The following is a 19,755-nucleotide window of genomic DNA, read 5'->3' as shown; positions in this document are numbered from 1 at the left end:
CGACCCGCTCCGAGGCCTGAGCGCAATGCACAAAAAGCCCCCCGGCAGTGCCGAGGGGCCCTCTCAACAGCTCGAAAGTCCGGGCTTAGTTGACAGCCTTGGCGTCAACCACGTCCTTTTCGATGGCCTTGGTGCCATTGGCGATCTCGATCCGGCGCGGTTTCAGCGCTTCGGGGATCTCGCGCTCGAGGTCGATGTGCAGCATGCCGTTCTCATGGCTTGCGCCCACCACCTTAACGTGATCGGCCAGGTGGAACCGGCGCTCGAAGGCGCGGGTGGCGATGCCGCGGTGCAGGTAGGTGCGCTCGTTGTCATTCTCTTCCGACTTGCGGGCCGAGACGACAAGCGCCTGCTCCTTGACCTCGACGCTCAGGTCCTGATCGGCGAAACCTGCGACGGCGATCGAGATGCGATAGGCATCTTCGGCGGTCTTTTCGATGTTGTAGGGCGGGTAGGTCTGCGACTGGACGTCATTGGCCAGAACGCGGTCCATCAGGTCGGCCATCTGGTCAAAGCCGACGGTTGCACGGTAGAGTGGTGCAAAATCAAAGCTACGCATGGGTCATCCTCCATTGAGCGATACCATTATGTTGCGCCTTCCCTTGGGGACAGGCACGAGAGGCGTCCAGACCCGTTGTGGCGTCCGGACAGCCCTGATTTGGGGATGGTTTCCGCGGTTTCAAGAGGGGTGCGGGGCGGAAAAATGCCGCCGCGTTGCGCTCAGGGGCGGATGAATTTTGCCCCGCCGGGCCGGGTGCGGTCGCTGGCCTGCTTGAAGCGCGACTGCGCCTTCAACTCGACCAGCAGCACCGAGAGCGGCTCCTCCAGCGCGGTGCCCAGCGACACCGGCACGCCGCCCGCCTCGGCCTTGGCCGAGATCAGCGAGACGATGCGCGGCTCGCCACTGTCGAGCGAGAACACCGGTGCGCCCGAGGCGCCGAAATCCGCCGCGCAGGACATCACCAGCACGCCGCGCCGCCGGTCGACCACCTCGCAGGCCTCCTGCAACGAGGGCGCATCGGCGCGGTCATGGGCATAGCTCACCACGCTGATCGCCGCGCCGGGACCGGGGCGGTTGGCGGTGTTGAAGGGCAGAACCTCGGTGTTGCGGATCGGCCGCGCCAGCTGCAGCAGCGCCACGTCGTTCTTGACCTGATCGGCATCGGTGTTGCGGGAATAGCGATAGCGCGGATGCAGCACCGCATGTTTCACGGCGCGATAGGCCGAGGCGCGGCCATTGCGCAGCCCGGCGCTGAAGCTGATCTCGGAGGCGGTGAACTTGCGCCCGGTCACCTTGTCGAACAGGCAATGCCCGGCGGTCAGCACCAGATCGGGCGCCACCAGCACCCCGGTGCAGAAGCCTGCGGTGTCAAAGTCGATGCGGCCGACGGCCTCCCAGCCGCGGCTTTCGTCACCGGTGTTGAGCTGCCGCAGGCTGCGGCTTTCGGCAAATGTTGTCGTTGCCGCCAGAATTCCGGCGAAAACCATGAAAAGGATACGCAAATTCGGCCCCCCGATCGTCGTCTTCCAGAGCTAACAACCACTTGGGGCGAAAATGCGGCAGGCGCCCGGATTTATTCCGGGCTCATTGCGCGCGGCTTCGGCCCGCCGGTGGCCCAGTCCAGCAGCTCGACGGTATGCACCACCGGCACCCCGGTGCTTCTGCCGATCTGCATCATGCAGCCGATGTTGCCGGCGGCGATCACATCCGGTTTGACCGCCTCCAGCGTCCTGACCTTGCGCTCCTTCAACTGCCCCGAGATCTCGGGCTGCATCAGGTTGTAGGTCCCGGCCGAGCCGCAGCAGAGATGGCTGTCGGCCGGCTCTGCCACCTTGAAGCCCGCGCGCTTCAGCAACGTCTTGGGATGGGTCTTGATCTTTTGCCCATGTTGCAGCGAACAGGCGGCGTGATAGGCCACGGTCAGTCCCTTGTCGGCCCCCTGCGGCAGGTCGAGTGTCATCAGCAGCTCGCTGATATCCATCGCCAGGTTCGAGACCCGCTTGGCCTCTTCCGCCAAGGGCTCGTTGCGGAACATGTGGCCGTAGTCCTTGACCGTGGTGCCGCAGCCCGAGGTGTTGATGACAATGGCATCGAGCCCCGCGCCGTCGATCTCGGCCCCCCAGGCGCGGATGTTCCTCGCCGCCGTGGCATGGCTCTCGCCGGTCTTGCCCATGTGATGGGTCAGTGCGCCGCAGCAGCCCGCGCCCTTGGCCACCACGACTTCGCAGCCCAGACGGGTCAGCAGCCGGATGGTGGCATCGTTGATGTCGGTGTTCAGCGCCTTCTGCGCGCAGCCGGTCATCAGCGCCACGCGCTTCTTCTGCGGCGCAACGGGCGCAAAGCTCTGCGGATCGTCGTTGCGGCTGACCGGCGGGATGCGTTTGGGCGCCATCTGCAGCATGGCGCGCAGCCGCGGATCGGGCAGGAGGCGCGCAAAGGGCCGGCCGATCTTGGCCCCCAGCAGCGCCAGCCGGAAGCGCCCGGGATAGGGCAAGATCCGCGCCAGCAGCCAGCGCAACGCCCGGTCGCTCCAGGGCCGGTCATAAGTCTTCTCGATATACTCGCGCGCGTGGTCGACCAGATGCATGTAATGCACGCCCGAGGGGCAGGTCGTCATGCATGCCAGGCAGGACAGACAGCGGTCGATATGCTTGACCGTGGTCGGATCCGGCACCCGCTCGTTCTCGAGCATGTCTTTGATCAGGTAGATGCGGCCGCGCGGGCTGTCCAGCTCGTCGCCCAGCACCTGATAGGTGGGGCAGGTGGCGGTGCAAAAGCCGCAATGCACGCAGGCGCGCAGGATCTCGTTGGCGCGCGCGGTGCCGGGGTCCTGCAACTGCTCTTCGGTGAATGTCGTCTGCATGTCTTACCCCATCAGCCCCGGATTGAGGATGCCCCTCGGATCGAATTTCCCGCGCAGCCCGGCCTCGAGGGCTGCCAGCGGGGCCGGCTGCGGCGGAAAGAGCGCGCCCTCGGTCCGCCGCTCTGCCGACGCACGAAAGAGCGTCGCATGGCCGCGTTTCACCGCGTCGCGCATCGGTGTGCCCTCGGGCGCCAGCAACCAGACCAGCCCGCCGCCCCAGTCATAGACCGCCTCGACCCCCTCCAGCTGCGCCACGGTCCCCGGCGCCTCTCCGGGCGTGACCGAGAGCCGCCAGACCTCGCCGTCCCGGCCGTGAAACGGAACCACGTCGCGGATGTACTGCCAGCCCGCTGTGGTCCGCTCCGGGTCGCGCTCGACGACGAAATCCCCGACATCTTTCAGAAGCCTCTGCAACTGCCCGCAGCGGTAGGCGACCGAGCCCTCCAGCCCCTCGACCCGGATCATCGTCACCGGCGCGCCATCAAGACCGCGCTGCAGATGCGCCGCGCCGCTGACCTCCCAGGGCGAGCCCAGCGCCCGGCTCAGCGCCGCAATCGCCGTCCCGTCGTCCAGCCCTTCGCACAGCAGCACGCCCACCGCCTCGGGCTTCGGCAGCACCTTGAAGGAGACCTCGCTCAGCACCCCCAATGTGCCCCAGGATCCGCTCATCAGCTTCACCAGGTCGTAGCCGGTGACATTCTTCATCACCCGCCCGCCGTTCTTGACGATCCGCCCGGTGCCGTCGACAAAGCGCACCCCCAGCATGAAATCACGCGCCGCGCCCACGGTCACCCGCCGCGGCCCGCTGGCATTGGCCGCCACCACGCCACCCAGGGTGCTCTCGCCGGCGCTGCCCAGCAGCCCGCGCCAGTCGCCGGGCTCGAAGGCCAGCCGTTGCCCCTCTGCCGCCAGCGCCGTCTCGATCTCGGCCAACGGCGTGCCGGCCCCTGCCACCATGGTCAGCGCCCCGGGCTCATAGAGCCGGATCCCCGACAACCCGCCGGTCTCCAGCACGTCGCCGGCTACGGCGCGCCCCACATCCCGCGTGCCGCCGCCGCGTATCCGCAGGGGGCCTGTCGCCCCCGCAATCATCTCTGCCAGCTCGGCCTCGGTCTCAGGTCGCATGATCCGTCTTCTTCTGTTTGAAAATACCCTCGGGGGAGTCCCGCAGGGACGGGGGCAGGGCCCCCTCCTACGCCGCCACCGGGCGCGCCCGCCGCCCTTCAGAGGCATCCAGCGGAAACACCTTGGCCGGGTTCAGCAGCCAGGCCGGGTCAAAGACATCCTTCACCGCCATCTGCGCCTCGAGATCGGCGGCATCGTATTGATCCCACATCAGGTCGCGCTTCTCGATGCCCACGCCGTGTTCCCCGGTGAGGCAGCCGCCGACCTCGACGCAGAGCTTCAGGATGTCGGCCCCGAAGCGCTCGCAGAGCTCGAGATCGCCTGGCTTGTTGGCATTGTAGAGGATCAGCGGATGCATGTTGCCGTCGCCGGCGTGAAAGACATTGGCCACTTCCAGCCCGTATTCCCGGCTCATCTCGCCGATCCGCCGCAGCACCAGCGGCAGTTCGTTCACCGGGATGGTGCCGTCGAGGCACATGTAGTCGTTGATCTGCCCCATTGCGCCAAAGGCCGACTTGCGCCCCAGCCAGATACGCCCGGCCTCGTCGGCATCACGCGCCTCGCGCAGCTCCAGCGGGTCGTGGCGCTCGGCAATCGCCTTGATCCGCGTCAGCTGGTCGTCGATCTCGGCCTCCGAGCCTTCGACCTCGACGATCAGCAGCGCCTCGCAGTCGGGATAGCCGGCATGGGCGAAATCCTCGCAGGCGCGGATGCAGGGCCGGTCCATGAACTCGATCGCCACCGGCAGGATGCCGGCCTTGATGATGTCCGAGACACAGGCGCCCGCCACCTCGTTGCTGTCAAAGGCCATCAACACCGGCCGCGCGCCCTCGGGCTTGGGCAGGATGCGCAGTGTGGCCTCGGTCACCACGCCCAGCTGGCCCTCGCTGCCGCAGATCACGCCCAGCAGGTCGAGCCCGCCGGCGTCCATATGCGCGCCGCCGATCTCGACCACGGTGCCATCCATCATCACCATGGTGACACCCAGAAGGTTGTTGGTGGTCACCCCGTATTTCAGGCAATGCGCCCCGCCGGAGTTCATCGCGATATTGCCGGCGATGGCGCAGGCCAGCTGCGACGACGGGTCGGGGGCGTAGAAGAAGCCGTCTTCCTCGACCGCGCCGGTGACGGAGAGGTTGGTGCGGCCGGTCTGCACCCGGATCACCCGGTTGGCGTAATCGGTGTCGAGCACCGCGTTCATCCGCGCCACCCCGAGGATCACGCAATCCGCCGTCGGCAGCGCACCCCCTGCGAGCGAGGTGCCGGCGCCGCGTGGCACCACCGGCACGCCCATCTCGTGGCAGATGCGCAGCACGTCCGAGACCTCGCCGGTGTCACGCGGCAGCACCGCCACCATCGGCGGGCAGCGATAGGCCGAGAGCGCGTCGCATTCATAGGCCCGCAGCTCGGCCAGTTCATGGATCACGCCCGAGGGCCCCAGCGCCTTGGTCAGCCGGGCCACGAGATCGGATTTCTGCGCCAGCCGTTCCGGCCGGGGAGGGGGCATGTCCATGGCGGTCTCCTATGATTGGTAAGAAAATATAACCAATTTTCGAATTAAGGCAAGTCGCTTGTCCGGGCCGCGGCCTCTTCCGCTTGTCCACCCCCGCCGCTAGGGTGCAAAAATGACATGGACAGACCGACTTGCGCTCTTTTCGATTTGGGATTTCGCCGCCCTCGCGCTGCTCTTTGCCGGCTGGATCGGCATCGGCCTGCTGATCGAATATCCCCGAAAACGTGGCTCGGTGTCCGCGCTGACCGCCGAGTATCGCCGGGCCTGGATGGAGCAGATGGTCACCCGCGATCCGCGGATCTTCGACAGCCAGATCCTCAGCATCCTGCGGCAGGGCACGGCGTTCTTTGCCTCGGCCTGCATGATCGCCATCGGCGGTATCCTGGCGCTGATCGGCAATGCCGAGCGGGTGGCCGGCGTGGCGCAGGATTTCACCCTCGAGACCGCGCCGATCATCGTCTGGGAGCTGAAGCTGCTGGTGGTGATCCTGCTGGCGGTGAACGGCTTTCTCAAGTTCGTCTGGTCGCACCGGTTGTTTGGATATTGCGCGGTGCTGATGGCGGCGGTGCCGAATGATCCGAGCGATCCCGCGGCCTATCCCAGGGCGCGCAAGGCAGCGGCGCTGAACATCACCGCCGCACGGAGTTATAACAAGGGATTACGATCAATTTACTTCGCCATGGCCGCCACGGCATGGCTATTGGGCGCAGTTCCACTCATACTGGCGGTGCTCTTCACGCTGGCCGTGGTCTACCGCCGCGAGTTCGCTTCGCAGTCCCGCGAGGCGCTGCTGGCCGCGGAAGGGCCCGCGCCGCAACCCCCGGAGACCCGATGATCCGCGCCACTTTTGCCTGTCTGCTGTTGCTGCTGCCCCTGCCGGCGCTGGCCGGCCCCCCCGAGATCGTCAAGGTCACGGTCAGCAAGCCCGACATGGGCTGGCTCTTCAAGGTCACCGTGCGCCATCCGGATGTCGGCTGGGACCACTTTGCCGACGGCTGGGAGATTCTGGACCGTCACGGCAAGCGGCTGGGCTATCGCAAGCTGACCCATCCGCATGTGACCGAGCAGCCCTTCACGCGCTCGCTGCGCGGGGTGATGGTGCCAGACGGCATCCGCATGGTGATGATCCGGGCACATTGCTCGGAGCACGGCTGGTCGTCGAAGCCGATCAAGGTCAAGCTCTCGCCGGCGGGTCGCGGGAAGTACTGAGCGTTTTGCGTTAACGTCTCCCATCGGAGCTGAAGCCCCTGCGCGGAATCAAGGCCGCAGGCCGCCGCGCATCGCCGGCGCGCCCCCACGCGGCGGCGATACTTCGACGTAGGCGCATCGCTCGGATTTCGTCCGGAAACGTCGGAAATAAAGCGCCGCCGAACTGATGTCAGATCGCCACCGCGCGCGCCGTCGATGCGCGGCTTCCTCTGAAGGGGCGAGCCTTAACGCCGCCCTTCCCGCAGCCACGCCCCCACGATCAGCGCCGAGGCCAGCAGCAGCACCAGCCAGGCCGGCAGCAGCGGCACCTGGGTCACGTCCCGGGTCTCGAAGGCCCCTCGGGGTGTCAGCCCGATCCAGCCGCGCCCCGCCGCCGGGCGGCCTTCGCGCACGTTGCGAATGCGCGGCAGACCATCGTCCAGCCGCAGCACCCCGCCGCGCAGGCTGTCGATCAGCGGCTCCAGCACCGCGCCGGTGGCAATCGTCTCTTCGAACTCCTTCGGCGCCGCCGGCCCCAGGCCGATCACGCTTTCCAGATCACCGTCGCGCAGCCGGTAGAGGCCGATCTCCGGCCCTTCGTACACCGCCTCGAACCGTCCGGGGCTGACCTCTTCCAGCTCCAGCACCACCTCGCTGCCGTCAGGCCCGATCACCGTCACCGGCCCGGCCTCTTCCTCCAGCGTGCGGCGGATGATCCGCATTGTCTGGCCATTGGCCTCGGCGTAAAGCGTCTCTTCCTCGAGCTCGGGCTCCTTCATCATCCAATGCGCCAGCCGCCGCAGCAATTCGAGCTGCGGCCCGCCGCCTTCGAACCCCCGGCTCCAGAGCCAGGCGTGATCCGAGGCCAAAAGCGCCACGCGGCCCTCGCCCACCCGGTCGAGGATCAAGAGCGGCTTGTCATCGACGCCGGACATCAGGATATCGCCGCGCTCGGGCTCGACCTCGATCTGGCGCAGCCAGCGGCCCCAGGTCTCGGGATTACCGAGGCCCACCGTCACCGGATGGCGCTCGCCCTGATCGGTGACTTTCGGCGAATAGCCCTCTTCGATCACCCGTGCGGTGGGCGACGCCGGCACCACCGCCGAGAGCGGCGACCGGTAGAGCGAATCCGCGCTGGCGAAGTCGGGGCCAGAGGCGATCAGCACCGCGCCGCCCTCTTCGACATAGCGCGCGACGTTGTCGAGGTAGATCGCCGGAAGGATGCCCCGCCGCTTGTAGCGGTCGAAGATGATCAGGTCGAAGTCGTCGATCTTTTCCAGAAACAACTCGCGGGTCGGAAAGGCGATCAGCGACAGTTCCCGCACCGGCACGCCGTCCTGCTTTTCCGGTGGACGCAGGATGGTGAAATGCACCAGATCGACGGAACTGTCCGATTTCAGCAGGTTGCGCCAGGTGCGCCCGCCGGGATGTGGCTCGCCCGAGACCAGCAGCACCCGCAACCGGTCGCGCACGCCGTTGATCTGGATCAGCGCGGTGTTGTTGCGCTCGGTCAGCTCGCCCTCAGCCTCGGGAACGATGAATTGCAGCACGTTGCGGCCGCCATGGGGCAGGGTGACGGGGATCTCGATGTCCTCGCCCAGCGGCACGTTGAATTCCATCGGCTCGCCGCCGTCGATCGAGACCTGCAGCGGCGTCTGCGTCGCGGCGGGCGCGGCGCCGCTGTCCTCGACCCGCAGGGTCAGGGTCACCGGCTCGCCCAGAATGGCAAAGGCCGGCGCATTGGACACGATCAGCCGCCGGTCCCAGTCGCTTTCGTGCCCGGTCATCAGCAGGTGCATCGGCGCCGGCAGCTGCGGCGCGCGGGCCATGTCGTGCACCCGGCCATCCGACAGAGCGATCACCCCGGCGATCCTGGCGCGCGGTTCCTCGGCCATGGCGGTGTTGAGCGCGGTCATCAACTGGGTGCCGAGGTCGCCCTCGCCATCGCCCACGGTGATGCGGCGCACCTCGGTATTGTCGCGCGCGCTCAGCTGCGCTTCGAGCGCAGTGGCGGCGCGCGCTGTCATCTCACCGCGGTCATCCAGCTTCTGCGAGGCGCTCTGATCCTCGACCAGCATGACGATATCGGTCAGCGGCGCGCGGTCTTCCTCCTGATAGGCCGGCTGCGCCAGCGCGGCCAGAACCACCAGACCACCCAGAAGCCGCAGCCCCCAGCCCGACAGCCCGCGCCAGAGCGCCAGCAGAGCGGCGGCCAGCACCAGAAGGCCCACGCCGGCCAGCACCGGCCAGGGCAGCATCGGGTCGAAGATGATGGTTCCGGTCATTGGCCCAACCTGTCGAGCAGAGCAGGCACATGCACCTGGTCGGATTTGTAGTTGCCGGTCAGCACATGCATGATGAGGTTGACCCCGAAGCGATAGGCCAGCTCGCGCTGCCGTTCGCCGGAATAGCCGCGGCCGACCGGGTAGATCGGATTGCCGCCATCGTCCATCGCCCAGGCCGCCGCCCAGTCATTGCCGCCGATCACCACCGGCGTCACCCCGTCGTTGAGATTGCGGAACGGCATGCCCTCGATCCGCTCGGCATCCGGCGGCGCGGCCTCGACCCAGACATCGCGGCTGGCATGGCGGCCGGGAAAGTCCTGCAACAGGTAGAAGGTGCGGGTCAGCACGTGATCCTCGGGCACCGGTTCCAGCGGCGGAATGTCGAGCGGCGCGGCCAGCCGCTGCAGCCGCTGGCCATTGGGCGAGGCCGCGCCGAAGCTGGCGATATCGGCGTCACGGGTGTCGAACAGGATCATCCCGCCGGAGCGCAGGTATTCGTTCAGCTTCGCATAGGCCTCGTCCGACGGGATCGGCTGATCCGCCGCGATCGGCCAGTAGAGGAAGGGGAAGAAGGCCAGTTCGTCGGTCTCGAGGTCGACACCGATCGGTTCGGCCGGTTCGACCGAGGTGCGAAAGAATAGCGTCTCGCTGAGCCCGGCCAGCCCTTCAAAGGCCATCTGGTCAAGCTGCGGATCGCCGGTCAGCACATGGCCCAGCACCACTTCGGACGTCACCGCGAGGGCGAAATCGTCGTTGCTCTGGGCCTCTGCGGTCTGTGGCAGGGCCGTGAAGGCCAAGAGCACCAGCGCCGCGGTCTTCATTCCGCCGGTCAGACGCCCGGCCAGCGCCAGCGAGGCCACCACATCCACCGCCAGCAGCGCCAGCGCGAGGCTCAGCAGAATGCCGGCCAGCGGCATTTCCTGCGGCCGGCTCAATCCCTGGACGGCGATGCGCGCGGGCCAGTCGGCGGCGGCCAGTTCGGTCTCGGCGGTGATCACGTTGCGCGCCAGGCGGCGATCCTCGCTGCGGTAAAGGCCGGGCAGCAGGTCGGGGCCTAAAGCGGCGCTCACCAGCTCGGGCCCTTCGACACCGGGGCGGGTGCCGGCATCGCTGAGCGTGCCGAAGGCGTCCATCACCTGCAGCGGCTCCCACGTGGTGCCATCGAGGCTTTCGGCGTCGGGGGTGGTGGCAGACGACGAGACCGCCAGCCGGTCGAGCATCTGCACGAAGAGGCCAGACAGCGGCAGGGTCGACCATTCGGCGTTGGCAGTGACATGCACCAGCACCACCTGGCCCTGCTCGATGCGCTTGCGGGTGACCAGCGGCGTGCCGTCGGCCAGCTGCGCGATCACCCGGTCGGCCAGCGTCGGATCGGGCTGGGCCATGACCTGGGCGCTGATACGCACGTCTTCGGGCACGGGCAGGCCGGCAAAGGGGCTGTCTTCGGGGAAGGGCGCCAGCGCCTTGGGCTCGCCCCAGGACATCGCGCCACCGACGGTACGGCCACCGGCGCGAAGGCGCACCGGCATCAGCGCATCTTCCTCGGCGCGGCTCACGTCAGACGCGGCGAGGCGCGGACCAGCGAAGCGCAGGAGGAGCCCGCCTTTCTCGACCCAGGCCAGCAGCGCCTCTTCCTCGGCCGGGGCCAGCGTGGCGACATCGGCCAGTACCACCACGTCGGGGTTGGCCGGCAGGATGTCACTCAGCGCGCCCCGCAGCAGGTCGGCATTCGGCTCCAGCGCCTTTTCCAGGTAGTGCAGCGGCGAGAGCAGTTCGAGCCCCTCGCGGTCGTCCCGCCCGGCGATCAGCGCCACCTCGCGCCGCCTGAGCGAATCGTCCGACAGCGCCACCGCCCCGGCAGAGCGCTGGCCTTCGACCTCGAAGTGGGTGATCCGGCCGCGCAATTCCGCAGGCAGCGCCAGCGCCACCTGCGCCTCGGCCTCGCCATCGGCAAAGTCCGCCCCGGCGCGGGCTAGAACGGCGGCATTGCCCGAGGGATCGACGCCATGGGCCGAGACCTGCGCCTCGTAGGACCCGGTGGTTGCGACCCTTCGCAGGGTCAGCTGGATCGCCCCGTCCTCGAAGCCCGGCGGCGCCATCACCACCAACGGCCGGGCTGATTGCACCACGCGCAGCGCGCCGCGCGCCTCCAGCGCGGTCAGGAAATCGTCGCGGCCCTCATGCGCCAGCCCGTCCGACAGCCAGAGCGTGTCGAACCGGTCATTGCCCAGCGCCTCGGCGGCCTCGGCATAAAGTGCCTCGCCCGGCAGCCAGGGCTCGGGCGCGAGGCCCGGCAGGCGCGAGCGCCAGGTCTCGGCGGCCTGGAATTGCAGCGGCTGCGGATCGGTGACCTTGAGCATCGCCACGGTGCGCCCGTCGCGCTGCGCCTCGAGCAGCAGCGCCTCGAGCGCCTCCTGCTGCGCCGCCCAATCGCCGGCGCTGGCCCAGCTGGCGTCCATGGCGATCAGCAGCGGCCCGCCGCCGCTCTCGCCCTCTTCGCGAGGATTGAGGATCGGCCCCGCCAGCCCGAGGATCACCGCAGCCACCGCAAGAATGCGCAGCAGCAACAGCCACCAGGGCGTGCGGTCGGTGACCTGATCGTCGTCCTTCAGCCCCAGCAGCAGCACGACGCCGGGAAACATCCGCCGGATCGGTGCCGGCGGCACCGCGCGCAGGATGATCCAGAGGATCGGCAGCGCAAGAAGCCCCAGCAACAGCCAGGGAGAGAGAAACCCGATACCAAACACAGTCATCGTACGCCTTCCATCGCCCGATAGAGCCAGAGCAGCGCCTCATGCGCCGAATGATCGGTGTGGTGGACGCTGTATTGCCAGCCCGTCGCCCGCGACACCCGCGTCAGCCAGTCCTTGCGCTCGGCCAGCCGCTGCAGATAGCGCTCGCGCAGCTCGTTGGCCTTGAGCGTTTCATGTCGCAGCGTCTTGCCGACGCTTTCGAAGATCGTGCGGCCGCGGAAGGGAAAGGCCTCTTCCGAAGGGTCGAGCACCTGCAGGATCACCCCGCGCACGCCCCTGTCGGCCGCCTTGGTCAGCGCCGCCTCGACCGGGGCGCTGTCGGCCAGGAAATCCGAGATGAAGATCGCGCGCGCATGCGGCAGCATCAGGCGGGCTTCCGGTGCGGCGTAATCCTCGGGCTGGTCGGTCGAAAAGGCCTCGGCCAGGCGCAGAAGCTGCGGCTCGCCCCGGCGCGGCGGCAGGCTGCCGCCGGTCAGGCCGACGCGTTCACCGCCGCGGATCAGCAGGATGGCGGTGGCCATGGCGATCAGCCGCGCGCGGTCGCCCTTTTCGGGCAGTGCCTTGTCCGACGAAAACCGCATGGACGCCGCCTGATCGACCCAGAGCATCACGCTCTGGGCGATCTGCCATTCGCGTTCGCGCACATATGTGCCGTCGGATTTGGCCGAGCGGCGCCAATCGATGCTGCGCCGCCGGTCGCCGGGCTGGGCCGGTCGGTATTGCCAGAAATCGTCGCCCATGCCGGCGCGCCGGCGGCCGTGTTCGCCCAGCAGGACGGTACCCGCCAGGTGTTCGGCCTTGGCCAGCAGCGGCGGCAGGGTTGCCGCCTCGGCCTCCGATCTTGCGCGCAGATGGGCGGGGCTTTGGCTCACGCAGCCGCCTCGGCCCGCATCAAGCCTGTTGCGGTCTCGTCGATCAGGTCGCTCAGCGACATGCCGCGCGCCCGCGCCGCGAAGTTCAGCGCCATGCGGTGGGTCAGCACCGGGCGCGCCATGTCGAGCACATCCTCGACCGAGGGCGCCAGACGCCCGTCGATCAGCGCCTTGGCGCGCACCGTCAGCATCAGCGCCTGCGCGGCCCGCGGGCCGGGGCCCCAGGCCACGTTTTCGCGCACCTTGTCAGAGGCTTCCGGCTCGTCCGGGCGGAAGGCACGGACCAGGTCGAGGATCATCTCGACCACGCTTTCGCCCACCGGCATCCGTCGCAGCAGCATCTGCGCCGCGATCAGCTCGTCGGCGGTAAAGACCTCATGCGCGGCTTCCTCGGTGGCGCCGGTGGTGGCAAGCAGGATGTCCCGCTCGGTGTTGCGGTCGGGGTAGAGCACGTCGATCTGCACCAGGAAGCGGTCGAGCTGCGCCTCTGGCAGCGGATAGGTGCCTTCCTGTTCGATCGGGTTCTGGGTGGCCAGCACGTGGAAGGGCGCGGCCAGATGACGGTTTTCGCCAGCCACTGTCACCTGTTTCTCCTGCATCGCCTGCAGCAGCGCCGATTGCGTGCGGGGCGAGGCGCGGTTGATCTCGTCGGCCATCAAAAGCTGACAGAACACCGGGCCCTCGATGAACTTGAAGGCGCGGCTGCCGTCGGACGAGGTTTCCAGCACCTCGGACCCCAGGATGTCGGCGGGCATCAGGTCGGGCGTGAACTGGATGCGATTGCCGTGCAGGCCCATCACCGTCGAGAGCGTTTCCACCAGCCGGGTCTTGCCGAGGCCGGGCAGGCCGATCAGCAGGGCATGGCCACCGCAGAGCAGTGCCGAGAGCGTCAGGTCGACGACTCGCTCCTGGCCGATGAAGCGCTTGGTGATCGAGGCGCGCGCGAGGGCCAGCTTTTCCTCGAGCGCCTCGATATCGGCGACGAGATCGGGGACGTCATTCATGAAAAAGGCTCCTTGCGCACTATGTCCTTGGCTGTGAGTGTATCGTTGAAACGGGAAATGGCAAAAGCAATGACGTCACAAAATCGAGTGCAGCCCTCGGCCGAGGGCCTTGCCGCCTCGGCCAAGGCCGCCAGCAAGGGCAAGGGCCTGCCGCCGGTGCATCTGTGGAACCCGCCGGATTGCGGCGATCTCGACATGCGGATCGCGCGGGACGGGACGTGGTTCTACCTCGGGACTCCCATCGGCCGGAAAGAGCTGGTGCGGCTGTTCTCGACCATCCTGCGCAAGGACGGTGACCGCTACGTTCTGGTGACCCCGGTCGAGAAGGTGGGGATCACGGTCGACGATGCGCCGTTTGTGGCGGTGGATTTCGAGGTGTCCGGAGAAGGGCGCGAGCAGGTGCTGACCTTCGAGACCAACGTGGGCGATTTCACCGTCGCCGGCCCCGAAGCGCCGATCCGGGTGGAGCGGGACGCCGAGACCGGCGAGCCCGCGCCTTATGTGCTGGTGCGGGCCGAGCTCGAGGCCTTGATCGACCGCAAGAGCTTCTACCGGCTGGTCGAGATCGGCCAACACCACGAGGTGGAGGGCGAGCGCTGGTTCGGGCTGTGGTCGTCCGGCGTGTTCTTCCCGGTGATTCCGTCAGCCGAACTTCCCTGACGCCGTCCCGGACCTGATCCGGGACCTCATCTCCGACGCTGGAGGCCCCGGATCACGTCCGGGGCGCGTTGCGCCGATTGCAACCCAAGCCCCCAGCCGGACCAGCGGCTGCCCGCGGGATGCCGCCATGACCTTGGTTCGGCCGCGCATTATCCCAGCCAAATCCGGAAGACCTCAGAACGATGTGCTCACGTCACCCAAGCGGCAGCCCGGGGGGCGGGCAGCCGCTGGTCCGGCGGCCTTCGGCCTTGAGTCCGGACCGGGGAAGGTAGCGCGGCTTGGTGCGCTGTGGCAGGGCAGAGGCACCCCGCCGTCCCGGGCTTGACCCGGGACCTCATGGCTGACGGAGAGGCCCCGGATCAAGTCCGGGGCACGACGGACACAATGCCCACCGAACCGATCCGCCTCAATGCGCCTCCGCCCAATTCGCCCCTTGCCCGGCATCTGCCACCAGCGGCACGTCGAGCTTGATCACCGGGTCCGCCGCGCCTTCCATCACTTCGCGGGCGCGCCCGATCAGGTCCTCCGCCGCCCCGGCCTCGACCTCGAACAACAGTTCGTCGTGCACCTGCAGCAGCATCTTCGCGGGCATCCCGGCGATCGCTTCGGGCATCCGGATCATCGCCCGGCGGATGATATCCGCCGCCGTCCCCTGGATCGGCGCGTTGATCGCGGCGCGTTTGGCGAAACCGGCGTGCGGCCCCTTGGCGCCGATCTCCGGCGTGTGGATCTGCCGACCGAACAGGGTCTCGACCCGCTTGTGCTCCTTGGCGAAGGCCACGGTCTGCTCCATGTACTCCTTGATCCCCGGGAAGCGCTCGAAATAGCGGTCGATGAAGCCCTGGGCATCGGCGCGCGGGATCCGCAGGTTGCGGGCCAGGCCGAAGCCGGAAATCCCGTAGATCACGCCGAAGTTGATCGCCTTGGCCTGCCGCCGCACCTCTGGCGTCATCTCGTCGAGCGGCACGCCGAACATCTCGGACGCGGTGGCGGCGTGAATGTCCTGACCCTCGCGGAAGGCCTGCTTCAGCGCCGGAATGTCGGCGATATGCGCGAGGATGCGCAGCTCGATCTGGCTGTAGTCGAGCGAGACCAGAACGTTACCCGGCTCGGCCACGAACGCCTCGCGGATGCGGCGGCCTTCCTCGGTGCGGATCGGGATGTTCTGCAGGTTCGGATCGGTCGAGGCCAGACGGCCGGTGTTGGCCCCGGCGATCGAATAGCAGGTGTGCACCCGCTTGGTCTCGGGATGGATATGCTCCTGCAGCGCGTCGGTGTAAGTGGATTTCAGCTTGCTGAGCTGCCGCCAGTCCAGCACCCGCGCCGGCAGATCGTGCACGGTGGCCAGGTCCTCGAGGATGTCTGCGCCGGTGGCATAGGCCCCGGTCTTGCCCTTCTTGCCGCCTTCGATGCCCATCTCGTCGAACAGGATCTCGCCCAGCTGCTTCGGGCTGCCGACGTTGAACTTGCGCCCGGCCAGTTCGTGGATCTCGTCCTCCAGCGCCGCCATCTTCTGAGAGAACGCGTTCGACATGCGCGAGAGCGTGTCACGGTCGACCTTGATGCCGTGCATCTCCATCTCGGCCAGCACCGGCACCAGCGGCCGTTCCATCCGCTCGTAGACCCGGGTCACGCCCTTGCGGTGCAGCTGCGGCTTGAAGGCCTGCCAAAGCCGCAGGGTGATGTCGGCATCCTCGGCGGCATAGCGCGTGGCCTTGTCGATCTCGACCTTGTCAAAGGTGATCTGCGCCTTACCAGTGCCCAAGAGCTCCTTGATCGGGATCGGGCTGTGCGACAGGTAGCGTTCCGACAGCGCGTCCATGCCGTGATTGTGCAGGCCCGCGTGCATCGCATAGGACATCAACATGGTGTCATCGATCGGCGCCACGGTGATGCCGTTACGGGCAAAGATCTTGGCGTCATACTTCATGTTCTGACCGATCTTGAGCACCGCCGGGTCCTCGAGCACCGGTTTCAGCAGCGCCAGACAGGCGTCAAAGCCCATCTGCCCCTCGGCCAGATCGTCCGAGCCGAAGAGATCGTCGGTGCTCGACGCGCGATGCGCCAGCGGAATGTAGCAGGCCTGACCGGCCTCGACGCAGAGCGAGATGCCCACCAGTTCGGCGCGCATGTCGTTGAGGCTGGTGGTTTCGGTGTCGACCGCCACGTAACCCCGGTCGTTGATCCGGTCGATCCAGACCTGCAGCGCCGCGGCATCGCGGACGCATTCATAGGACTCGGGGTTGAAGGCCACCTGTTCGACCTGCGCCTCCGGCGTCTCGGGGGCGGTGGGTTCCGGCATCGCCGGCGCCTCGACGCCCAGCTTGTCGGAAATCCGCTTGGTCAGGGTGCGGAATTCCATCTCGCTCAGAAAGCCCAGCAGGGTCTCGGCATCCGGCTCGCGCACTTCCAGATCATCAAGCCCGAAAGGCAGCTCCATGTCGCAATCAAGCTGCACCAGCTTCTTGGAAATCTCGATCTGTGCGCGCTTCTCGATCAGGGTCTGCCGGCGTTTCGGCTGCTTGATCTCCTCGGCGCGGTCCAGGAGCTCCTCGAGCGAGCCGTATTCGTTGATCAGGAGCGCCGCGGTCTTGATGCCGATGCCCGGCGCGCCCGGCACGTTGTCGACGCTGTCGCCGGCCAGCGCCTGGACGTCGACCACCCGCTCTGGCCCGACGCCGAATTTCTCGATCACGCCCTCGCGGTCGATGCGCTTGTTCTTCATCGGGTCGAGCATGTCGACACCGTCGCCCACCAGCTGCATCAGGTCCTTGTCAGATGATAATATGGTCACCCGCCCGCCGGCTTCGCGCGCCTGGCAGGCGAGGGTGGCGATAATGTCGTCGGCCTCGAAGCCCTCGATCTCCTTGCAGGCGATGTTGAAGGCCTCGGTCGCGCGCCGGGTCAGCGGGATCTGCGGCCGCAGGTCTTCGGGCATCGCCTCGCGGTTGGCCTTGTAGAGATCGTAGAGATCGTTGCGGAAGGTATGGCTGCCCTTGTCGAAGATCACCGCCACATGGGTCGGCGCATCGGGGCCGGCGTTATCCTCGACGAACTTCTGCAGCATGTTGCAGAAGCCCGAGACTGCGCCGATCGGCAATCCGTCGGACTTGCGCGTCAGCGGCGGCAGCGCGTGGTAGGCGCGAAAGATATAGGCCGATCCGTCGATCAGATGCAGGTGGCATCCCTTGCCGAATTGTTGCGTCATTGCGCATCCCTCCACTGGCGTCGGCCCGTTTCATGCCACGCGCGGGCCGGCATGGCCAGCCGGCCTCTACGTCTTCTCCATCACTATTGCATCGATCCCGGCCTTAGCCTCTTGCCGGGGCCCCGCCGCCACCCTGCGCCGCGCCCCCTGCTTCTTCTCTTTCGCAAATACGCCACACGACCTCAGGCCCGCCGCGCCCTGCCAAAATCCTGGCACAGTCAGGCCGCGCACCCCTGCTTCTTCTCTTGCACAAATACGCAACCCGGCCTCAGCCCCGCTGCGCCACCTGCCGGGGCTGCAGCGCCCGCGCCAGAAGCACGATCAGCGCCCCGGCGATGGCAAAGGCGGTGATCAGTGCCAGCATCCAGGCCAGGATGCCCAGCATGCCCTGCTTGCCGGGATCGAGGAAGAAATAGGGGAATTCGCCGTCAAACAGTCCCCGGATCAGCGCGTAGGCACAATAAATCGTCGGATAGGCCAGCCAGAGCGGCAGGCTGCGCCAGCTGACCTGCGCCTTGGGTTCGAAGGCCAGCCAATGCAGGCTGAACCAGACCGGCACAAAGGTATGGAAGGTCGCGTCGATCAGCCACTCGAGGCCGACATAGCTGTTCTCTGACGCCAGCAGCAGGTGATAGACCACGCCCACCGCCGCGATCGCCATCACCAGCCCGCCGCTGATCCGCCCGTCAAGCCGCCCGCGCAGGGCGATCAGCGCGGCGGCCAGGCCGACGGCGGTATTGGTCCAGATGGTGAAGTAGCGATAGATCCGCCAGACGGCCTCTGGCAGCGAATAGCCGTTAGCCTCGATATTCAGGGCGATCCGGGTGACGATGGTCGCCACCACGGCCAGCGCCAGCAGCGCGGCAGAGAGCCGCCGCAGGGTCATTTTCCGGCAGCTTGGGCAAAAGCCTCATGCACGTATTTCGCGTCGCAATAGGGGCATTCGACCCAGCCGGTCTCGGCCGGGATCATCAGCCAGACCCGGGGATGGCCCAGCGCGGCTTCGCCGCCGTCACAGGCCACCCGGTTGGTGGTCACGATCTTGGTTTCGGGCGGGGCGATTGTCATGTCAGTCTCGCTTGTGTGGGTAGGGTCTGGGCCGCTTGGACGCGATGCCCCGGGTCGGGCTGCATGATAGCGATCCCGGCCGCTTGGGCAAGGGCCGGGGCCCTGACGCCGGACCGCCATGCTTGACCTCTGCGCCCACTGCGCCATTTCCAGCATCACTCATGAGCGCAAGGGGATGGACGCATGGAGCAGGACGACGTCGGAGCAGAACAGATCGACGCGGATGTCGGCAACATCTTCGAAAAGATCGACGCCTGGCTCGACGGGTTCCTGCGATTGCTACCGAATATCGCGGTGGGGCTGGTTGTCCTTGTGGTCTTCTGGCTGCTGGCCGGCTGGATCGGCCGGGTGCTGGCGCGCCAGGGCCACAAGCACGACCGCCCGAGCCTTGGCGATGTCGGCGGCGCGCTGGTGCGCTGGGCGATCATCATCGTCGGCGTCATGCTGGCGATCACCATCATCGCGCCCTCGATCACGCCCGGCGATCTCTTCGCCGGGCTGGGCATCTCCTCGGTGGCGATCGGCTTTGCCTTCAAGGACATCCTGCAGAACATGTTGGCCGGCATCCTGATCCTGCTGCGCCAGCCCTTCCAGGTCGGCGATCAGATCGTGTCGGGCGGCTTCGAGGGCACGGTCGAGCGGATCGAGACCCGCGCCACCCTGATCAAGACCTATGACGGTCGCCGCGTGGTGATCCCGAACGCTGACATCTACACCGACGCGGTGACGGTCAACACCGCCTATGACACCCGCCGCTCGCAATACGATATCCAGATCGGCTGTTCCGACGATTTCGACAAGGCCTGCAAGATCATGGTCGAGACCTGCGCCGGGGTCGACGGCGTGCTGAACGACCCCGCGCCTGAGGCGCTGCCCTGGTCGATGGATGCCGACGGCAATACCGTGCGCCTGCGCTGGTGGACGAAATCGGCCCGCGCCGACGTGGTGCAGGTCTGGGCGCGGGTGATCCGCGATGTCTACAACGCGCTCGACAAGGCCGGGGTCGACATGCCCTATCCGACGCGGATGGTGCTGTTTCACGACCAGACCGAGGCGACCGACGGCGACCGCACGGCCCAGCGCGAAGGCTGGCCGGCGAACCCCGAGGGCGAAAACCCGGGCCCCGCGCGGATCGAAAGCGCGCTGTCGCGGCGCGGTGGGGAAGAAGGCAAGGACGGCGACCGCGCCGGGGCGCCCGCCTGATTGCCGGTTTCC

The 19,755-nt window shown here is 67.3% G+C and carries 16 protein-coding genes; 4 read left to right on the top strand and 12 right to left on the bottom strand.

What is annotated here, in order from left to right; all coding sequences use genetic code 11:
• Positions 1-85 precede the first annotated feature (85 nt).
• From ACN0SE_RS04860 to ACN0SE_RS04840, 5 genes are all read right to left on the bottom strand, one after another.
• Positions 86-559, bottom strand: coding sequence for an Hsp20 family protein (locus tag ACN0SE_RS04860; RefSeq protein WP_417523363.1), 474 nt, complete (start codon positions 557-559; stop codon positions 86-88).
• A 161-nt stretch (positions 560-720) separates the two neighbouring features.
• Positions 721-1,488, bottom strand: coding sequence for a trypsin-like serine peptidase (locus ACN0SE_RS04855; RefSeq protein ID WP_417523362.1), 768 nt, complete (start codon positions 1,486-1,488; stop codon positions 721-723).
• A gap of 86 nt (positions 1,489-1,574) precedes the next feature.
• Positions 1,575-2,864 carry a glycolate oxidase subunit GlcF gene (gene glcF, locus ACN0SE_RS04850; RefSeq protein ID WP_417523361.1) on the bottom strand — a complete coding sequence of 430 codons (1,290 nt, stop codon included), beginning with the start codon at positions 2,862-2,864 and terminating at the stop codon, positions 1,575-1,577.
• A gap of 3 nt (positions 2,865-2,867) precedes the next feature.
• Positions 2,868-3,989 carry an FAD-binding protein gene (locus tag ACN0SE_RS04845; RefSeq protein WP_417523360.1) on the bottom strand — a complete coding sequence of 374 codons (1,122 nt, stop codon included), beginning with the start codon at positions 3,987-3,989 and terminating at the stop codon, positions 2,868-2,870.
• A 67-nt stretch (positions 3,990-4,056) separates the two neighbouring features.
• Positions 4,057-5,502 (bottom strand): FAD-linked oxidase C-terminal domain-containing protein, encoded by a 1,446-nt coding sequence (locus ACN0SE_RS04840; RefSeq protein ID WP_417523359.1) that lies wholly within the window; start codon positions 5,500-5,502, stop codon positions 4,057-4,059.
• 112 nt (positions 5,503-5,614) lie between these two features.
• On the opposite strand from ACN0SE_RS04840, the gene ACN0SE_RS04835 reads away from it, so the two are divergent.
• Positions 5,615-6,337: a DUF599 domain-containing protein gene (locus ACN0SE_RS04835; protein ID WP_417523358.1), complete on the top strand. Its 723-nt coding sequence runs from the start codon at positions 5,615-5,617 to the stop codon at positions 6,335-6,337.
• Positions 6,334-6,711, top strand: coding sequence for a hypothetical protein (locus tag ACN0SE_RS04830; RefSeq protein WP_417523357.1), 378 nt, complete (start codon positions 6,334-6,336; stop codon positions 6,709-6,711). Before ACN0SE_RS04835 ends, ACN0SE_RS04830 begins: the two co-directional genes overlap by 4 nt.
• Positions 6,712-6,935: 224 nt before the next feature.
• Here the strand turns inward: ACN0SE_RS04830 and ACN0SE_RS04825 are convergent, their stop codons facing one another.
• Genes ACN0SE_RS04825 through ACN0SE_RS04810 form a run of 4 tightly spaced genes read right to left on the bottom strand, consistent with a single transcriptional unit; the run spans position 6,936 to position 13,604 of the window.
• A complete protein-coding gene (locus tag ACN0SE_RS04825) occupies positions 6,936-8,975 on the bottom strand; it encodes a hypothetical protein (RefSeq protein ID WP_417523356.1) in 2,040 nt (679 codons plus the stop codon).
• Positions 8,972-11,728, bottom strand: coding sequence for a DUF4159 domain-containing protein (locus ACN0SE_RS04820; RefSeq protein WP_417523355.1), 2,757 nt, complete (start codon positions 11,726-11,728; stop codon positions 8,972-8,974). Before ACN0SE_RS04820 ends, ACN0SE_RS04825 begins: the two co-directional genes overlap by 4 nt.
• Positions 11,725-12,600, bottom strand: a complete 876-nt coding sequence (locus ACN0SE_RS04815; protein WP_417523354.1) for a DUF58 domain-containing protein — start codon at positions 12,598-12,600, stop codon at positions 11,725-11,727. Before ACN0SE_RS04815 ends, ACN0SE_RS04820 begins: the two co-directional genes overlap by 4 nt.
• Positions 12,597-13,604, bottom strand: coding sequence for an AAA family ATPase (locus ACN0SE_RS04810; protein WP_417523353.1), 1,008 nt, complete (start codon positions 13,602-13,604; stop codon positions 12,597-12,599). Before ACN0SE_RS04810 ends, ACN0SE_RS04815 begins: the two co-directional genes overlap by 4 nt.
• Before the next feature lie 69 nt (positions 13,605-13,673).
• On the opposite strand from ACN0SE_RS04810, the gene ACN0SE_RS04805 reads away from it, so the two are divergent.
• Positions 13,674-14,264 carry a DUF1285 domain-containing protein gene (locus ACN0SE_RS04805; protein WP_417523352.1) on the top strand — a complete coding sequence of 197 codons (591 nt, stop codon included), beginning with the start codon at positions 13,674-13,676 and terminating at the stop codon, positions 14,262-14,264.
• Between the two features lie 406 nt (positions 14,265-14,670).
• Here the strand turns inward: ACN0SE_RS04805 and polA are convergent, their stop codons facing one another.
• The 3 genes from polA to ACN0SE_RS04790 form a co-directional block, all read right to left on the bottom strand.
• A complete protein-coding gene (polA, locus tag ACN0SE_RS04800) occupies positions 14,671-17,472 on the bottom strand; it encodes a DNA polymerase I (RefSeq protein WP_417523351.1) in 2,802 nt (933 codons plus the stop codon).
• Positions 17,473-17,740: 268 nt separating this feature from the next.
• Positions 17,741-18,358 carry a Pr6Pr family membrane protein gene (locus tag ACN0SE_RS04795; protein WP_417523350.1) on the bottom strand — a complete coding sequence of 206 codons (618 nt, stop codon included), beginning with the start codon at positions 18,356-18,358 and terminating at the stop codon, positions 17,741-17,743.
• Positions 18,355-18,540, bottom strand: a complete 186-nt coding sequence (locus tag ACN0SE_RS04790; RefSeq protein WP_417523349.1) for a zinc-finger domain-containing protein — start codon at positions 18,538-18,540, stop codon at positions 18,355-18,357. The genes ACN0SE_RS04795 and ACN0SE_RS04790 overlap by 4 nt, the downstream gene beginning before the upstream one ends.
• A gap of 183 nt (positions 18,541-18,723) precedes the next feature.
• Between ACN0SE_RS04790 and ACN0SE_RS04785 the strand changes: the two genes are divergently transcribed.
• Positions 18,724-19,743 (top strand): mechanosensitive ion channel family protein, encoded by a 1,020-nt coding sequence (locus tag ACN0SE_RS04785; protein WP_417523348.1) that lies wholly within the window; start codon positions 18,724-18,726, stop codon positions 19,741-19,743.
• The last annotated feature ends 12 nt before the right edge of the window (positions 19,744-19,755 follow it).

This window comes from Marinovum sp., from assembly GCF_048263515.1.
Classification (GTDB): domain Bacteria; phylum Pseudomonadota; class Alphaproteobacteria; order Rhodobacterales; family Rhodobacteraceae; genus Marinovum.
Note: the sequence above shows the minus strand (reverse complement) of the source record. Positions and strands in the feature narration are given on the sequence as shown.

Coding starts and splice junctions, on each gene's coding strand:
- ACN0SE_RS04810 (WP_417523353.1), bottom strand. CDS start 13,604: ATGAATGACGTCCCCGATCTCGTCGCCGATATCGAGGCGCTCGAGGAA.
- ACN0SE_RS04845 (WP_417523360.1), bottom strand. CDS start 3,989: ATGCGACCTGAGACCGAGGCCGAGCTGGCAGAGATGATTGCGGGGGCG.
- polA (WP_417523351.1), bottom strand. CDS start 17,472: ATGACGCAACAATTCGGCAAGGGATGCCACCTGCATCTGATCGACGGA.
- ACN0SE_RS04840 (WP_417523359.1), bottom strand. CDS start 5,502: ATGGACATGCCCCCTCCCCGGCCGGAACGGCTGGCGCAGAAATCCGAT.
- glcF (WP_417523361.1), bottom strand. CDS start 2,864: ATGCAGACGACATTCACCGAAGAGCAGTTGCAGGACCCCGGCACCGCG.
- ACN0SE_RS04795 (WP_417523350.1), bottom strand. CDS start 18,358: ATGACCCTGCGGCGGCTCTCTGCCGCGCTGCTGGCGCTGGCCGTGGTG.
- ACN0SE_RS04785 (WP_417523348.1), top strand. CDS start 18,724: ATGGAGCAGGACGACGTCGGAGCAGAACAGATCGACGCGGATGTCGGC.
- ACN0SE_RS04820 (WP_417523355.1), bottom strand. CDS start 11,728: ATGACTGTGTTTGGTATCGGGTTTCTCTCTCCCTGGCTGTTGCTGGGG.
- ACN0SE_RS04835 (WP_417523358.1), top strand. CDS start 5,615: ATGACATGGACAGACCGACTTGCGCTCTTTTCGATTTGGGATTTCGCC.
- ACN0SE_RS04830 (WP_417523357.1), top strand. CDS start 6,334: ATGATCCGCGCCACTTTTGCCTGTCTGCTGTTGCTGCTGCCCCTGCCG.
- ACN0SE_RS04805 (WP_417523352.1), top strand. CDS start 13,674: ATGACGTCACAAAATCGAGTGCAGCCCTCGGCCGAGGGCCTTGCCGCC.
- ACN0SE_RS04790 (WP_417523349.1), bottom strand. CDS start 18,540: ATGACAATCGCCCCGCCCGAAACCAAGATCGTGACCACCAACCGGGTG.
- ACN0SE_RS04860 (WP_417523363.1), bottom strand. CDS start 559: ATGCGTAGCTTTGATTTTGCACCACTCTACCGTGCAACCGTCGGCTTT.
- ACN0SE_RS04855 (WP_417523362.1), bottom strand. CDS start 1,488: ATGGTTTTCGCCGGAATTCTGGCGGCAACGACAACATTTGCCGAAAGC.
- ACN0SE_RS04825 (WP_417523356.1), bottom strand. CDS start 8,975: ATGACCGGAACCATCATCTTCGACCCGATGCTGCCCTGGCCGGTGCTG.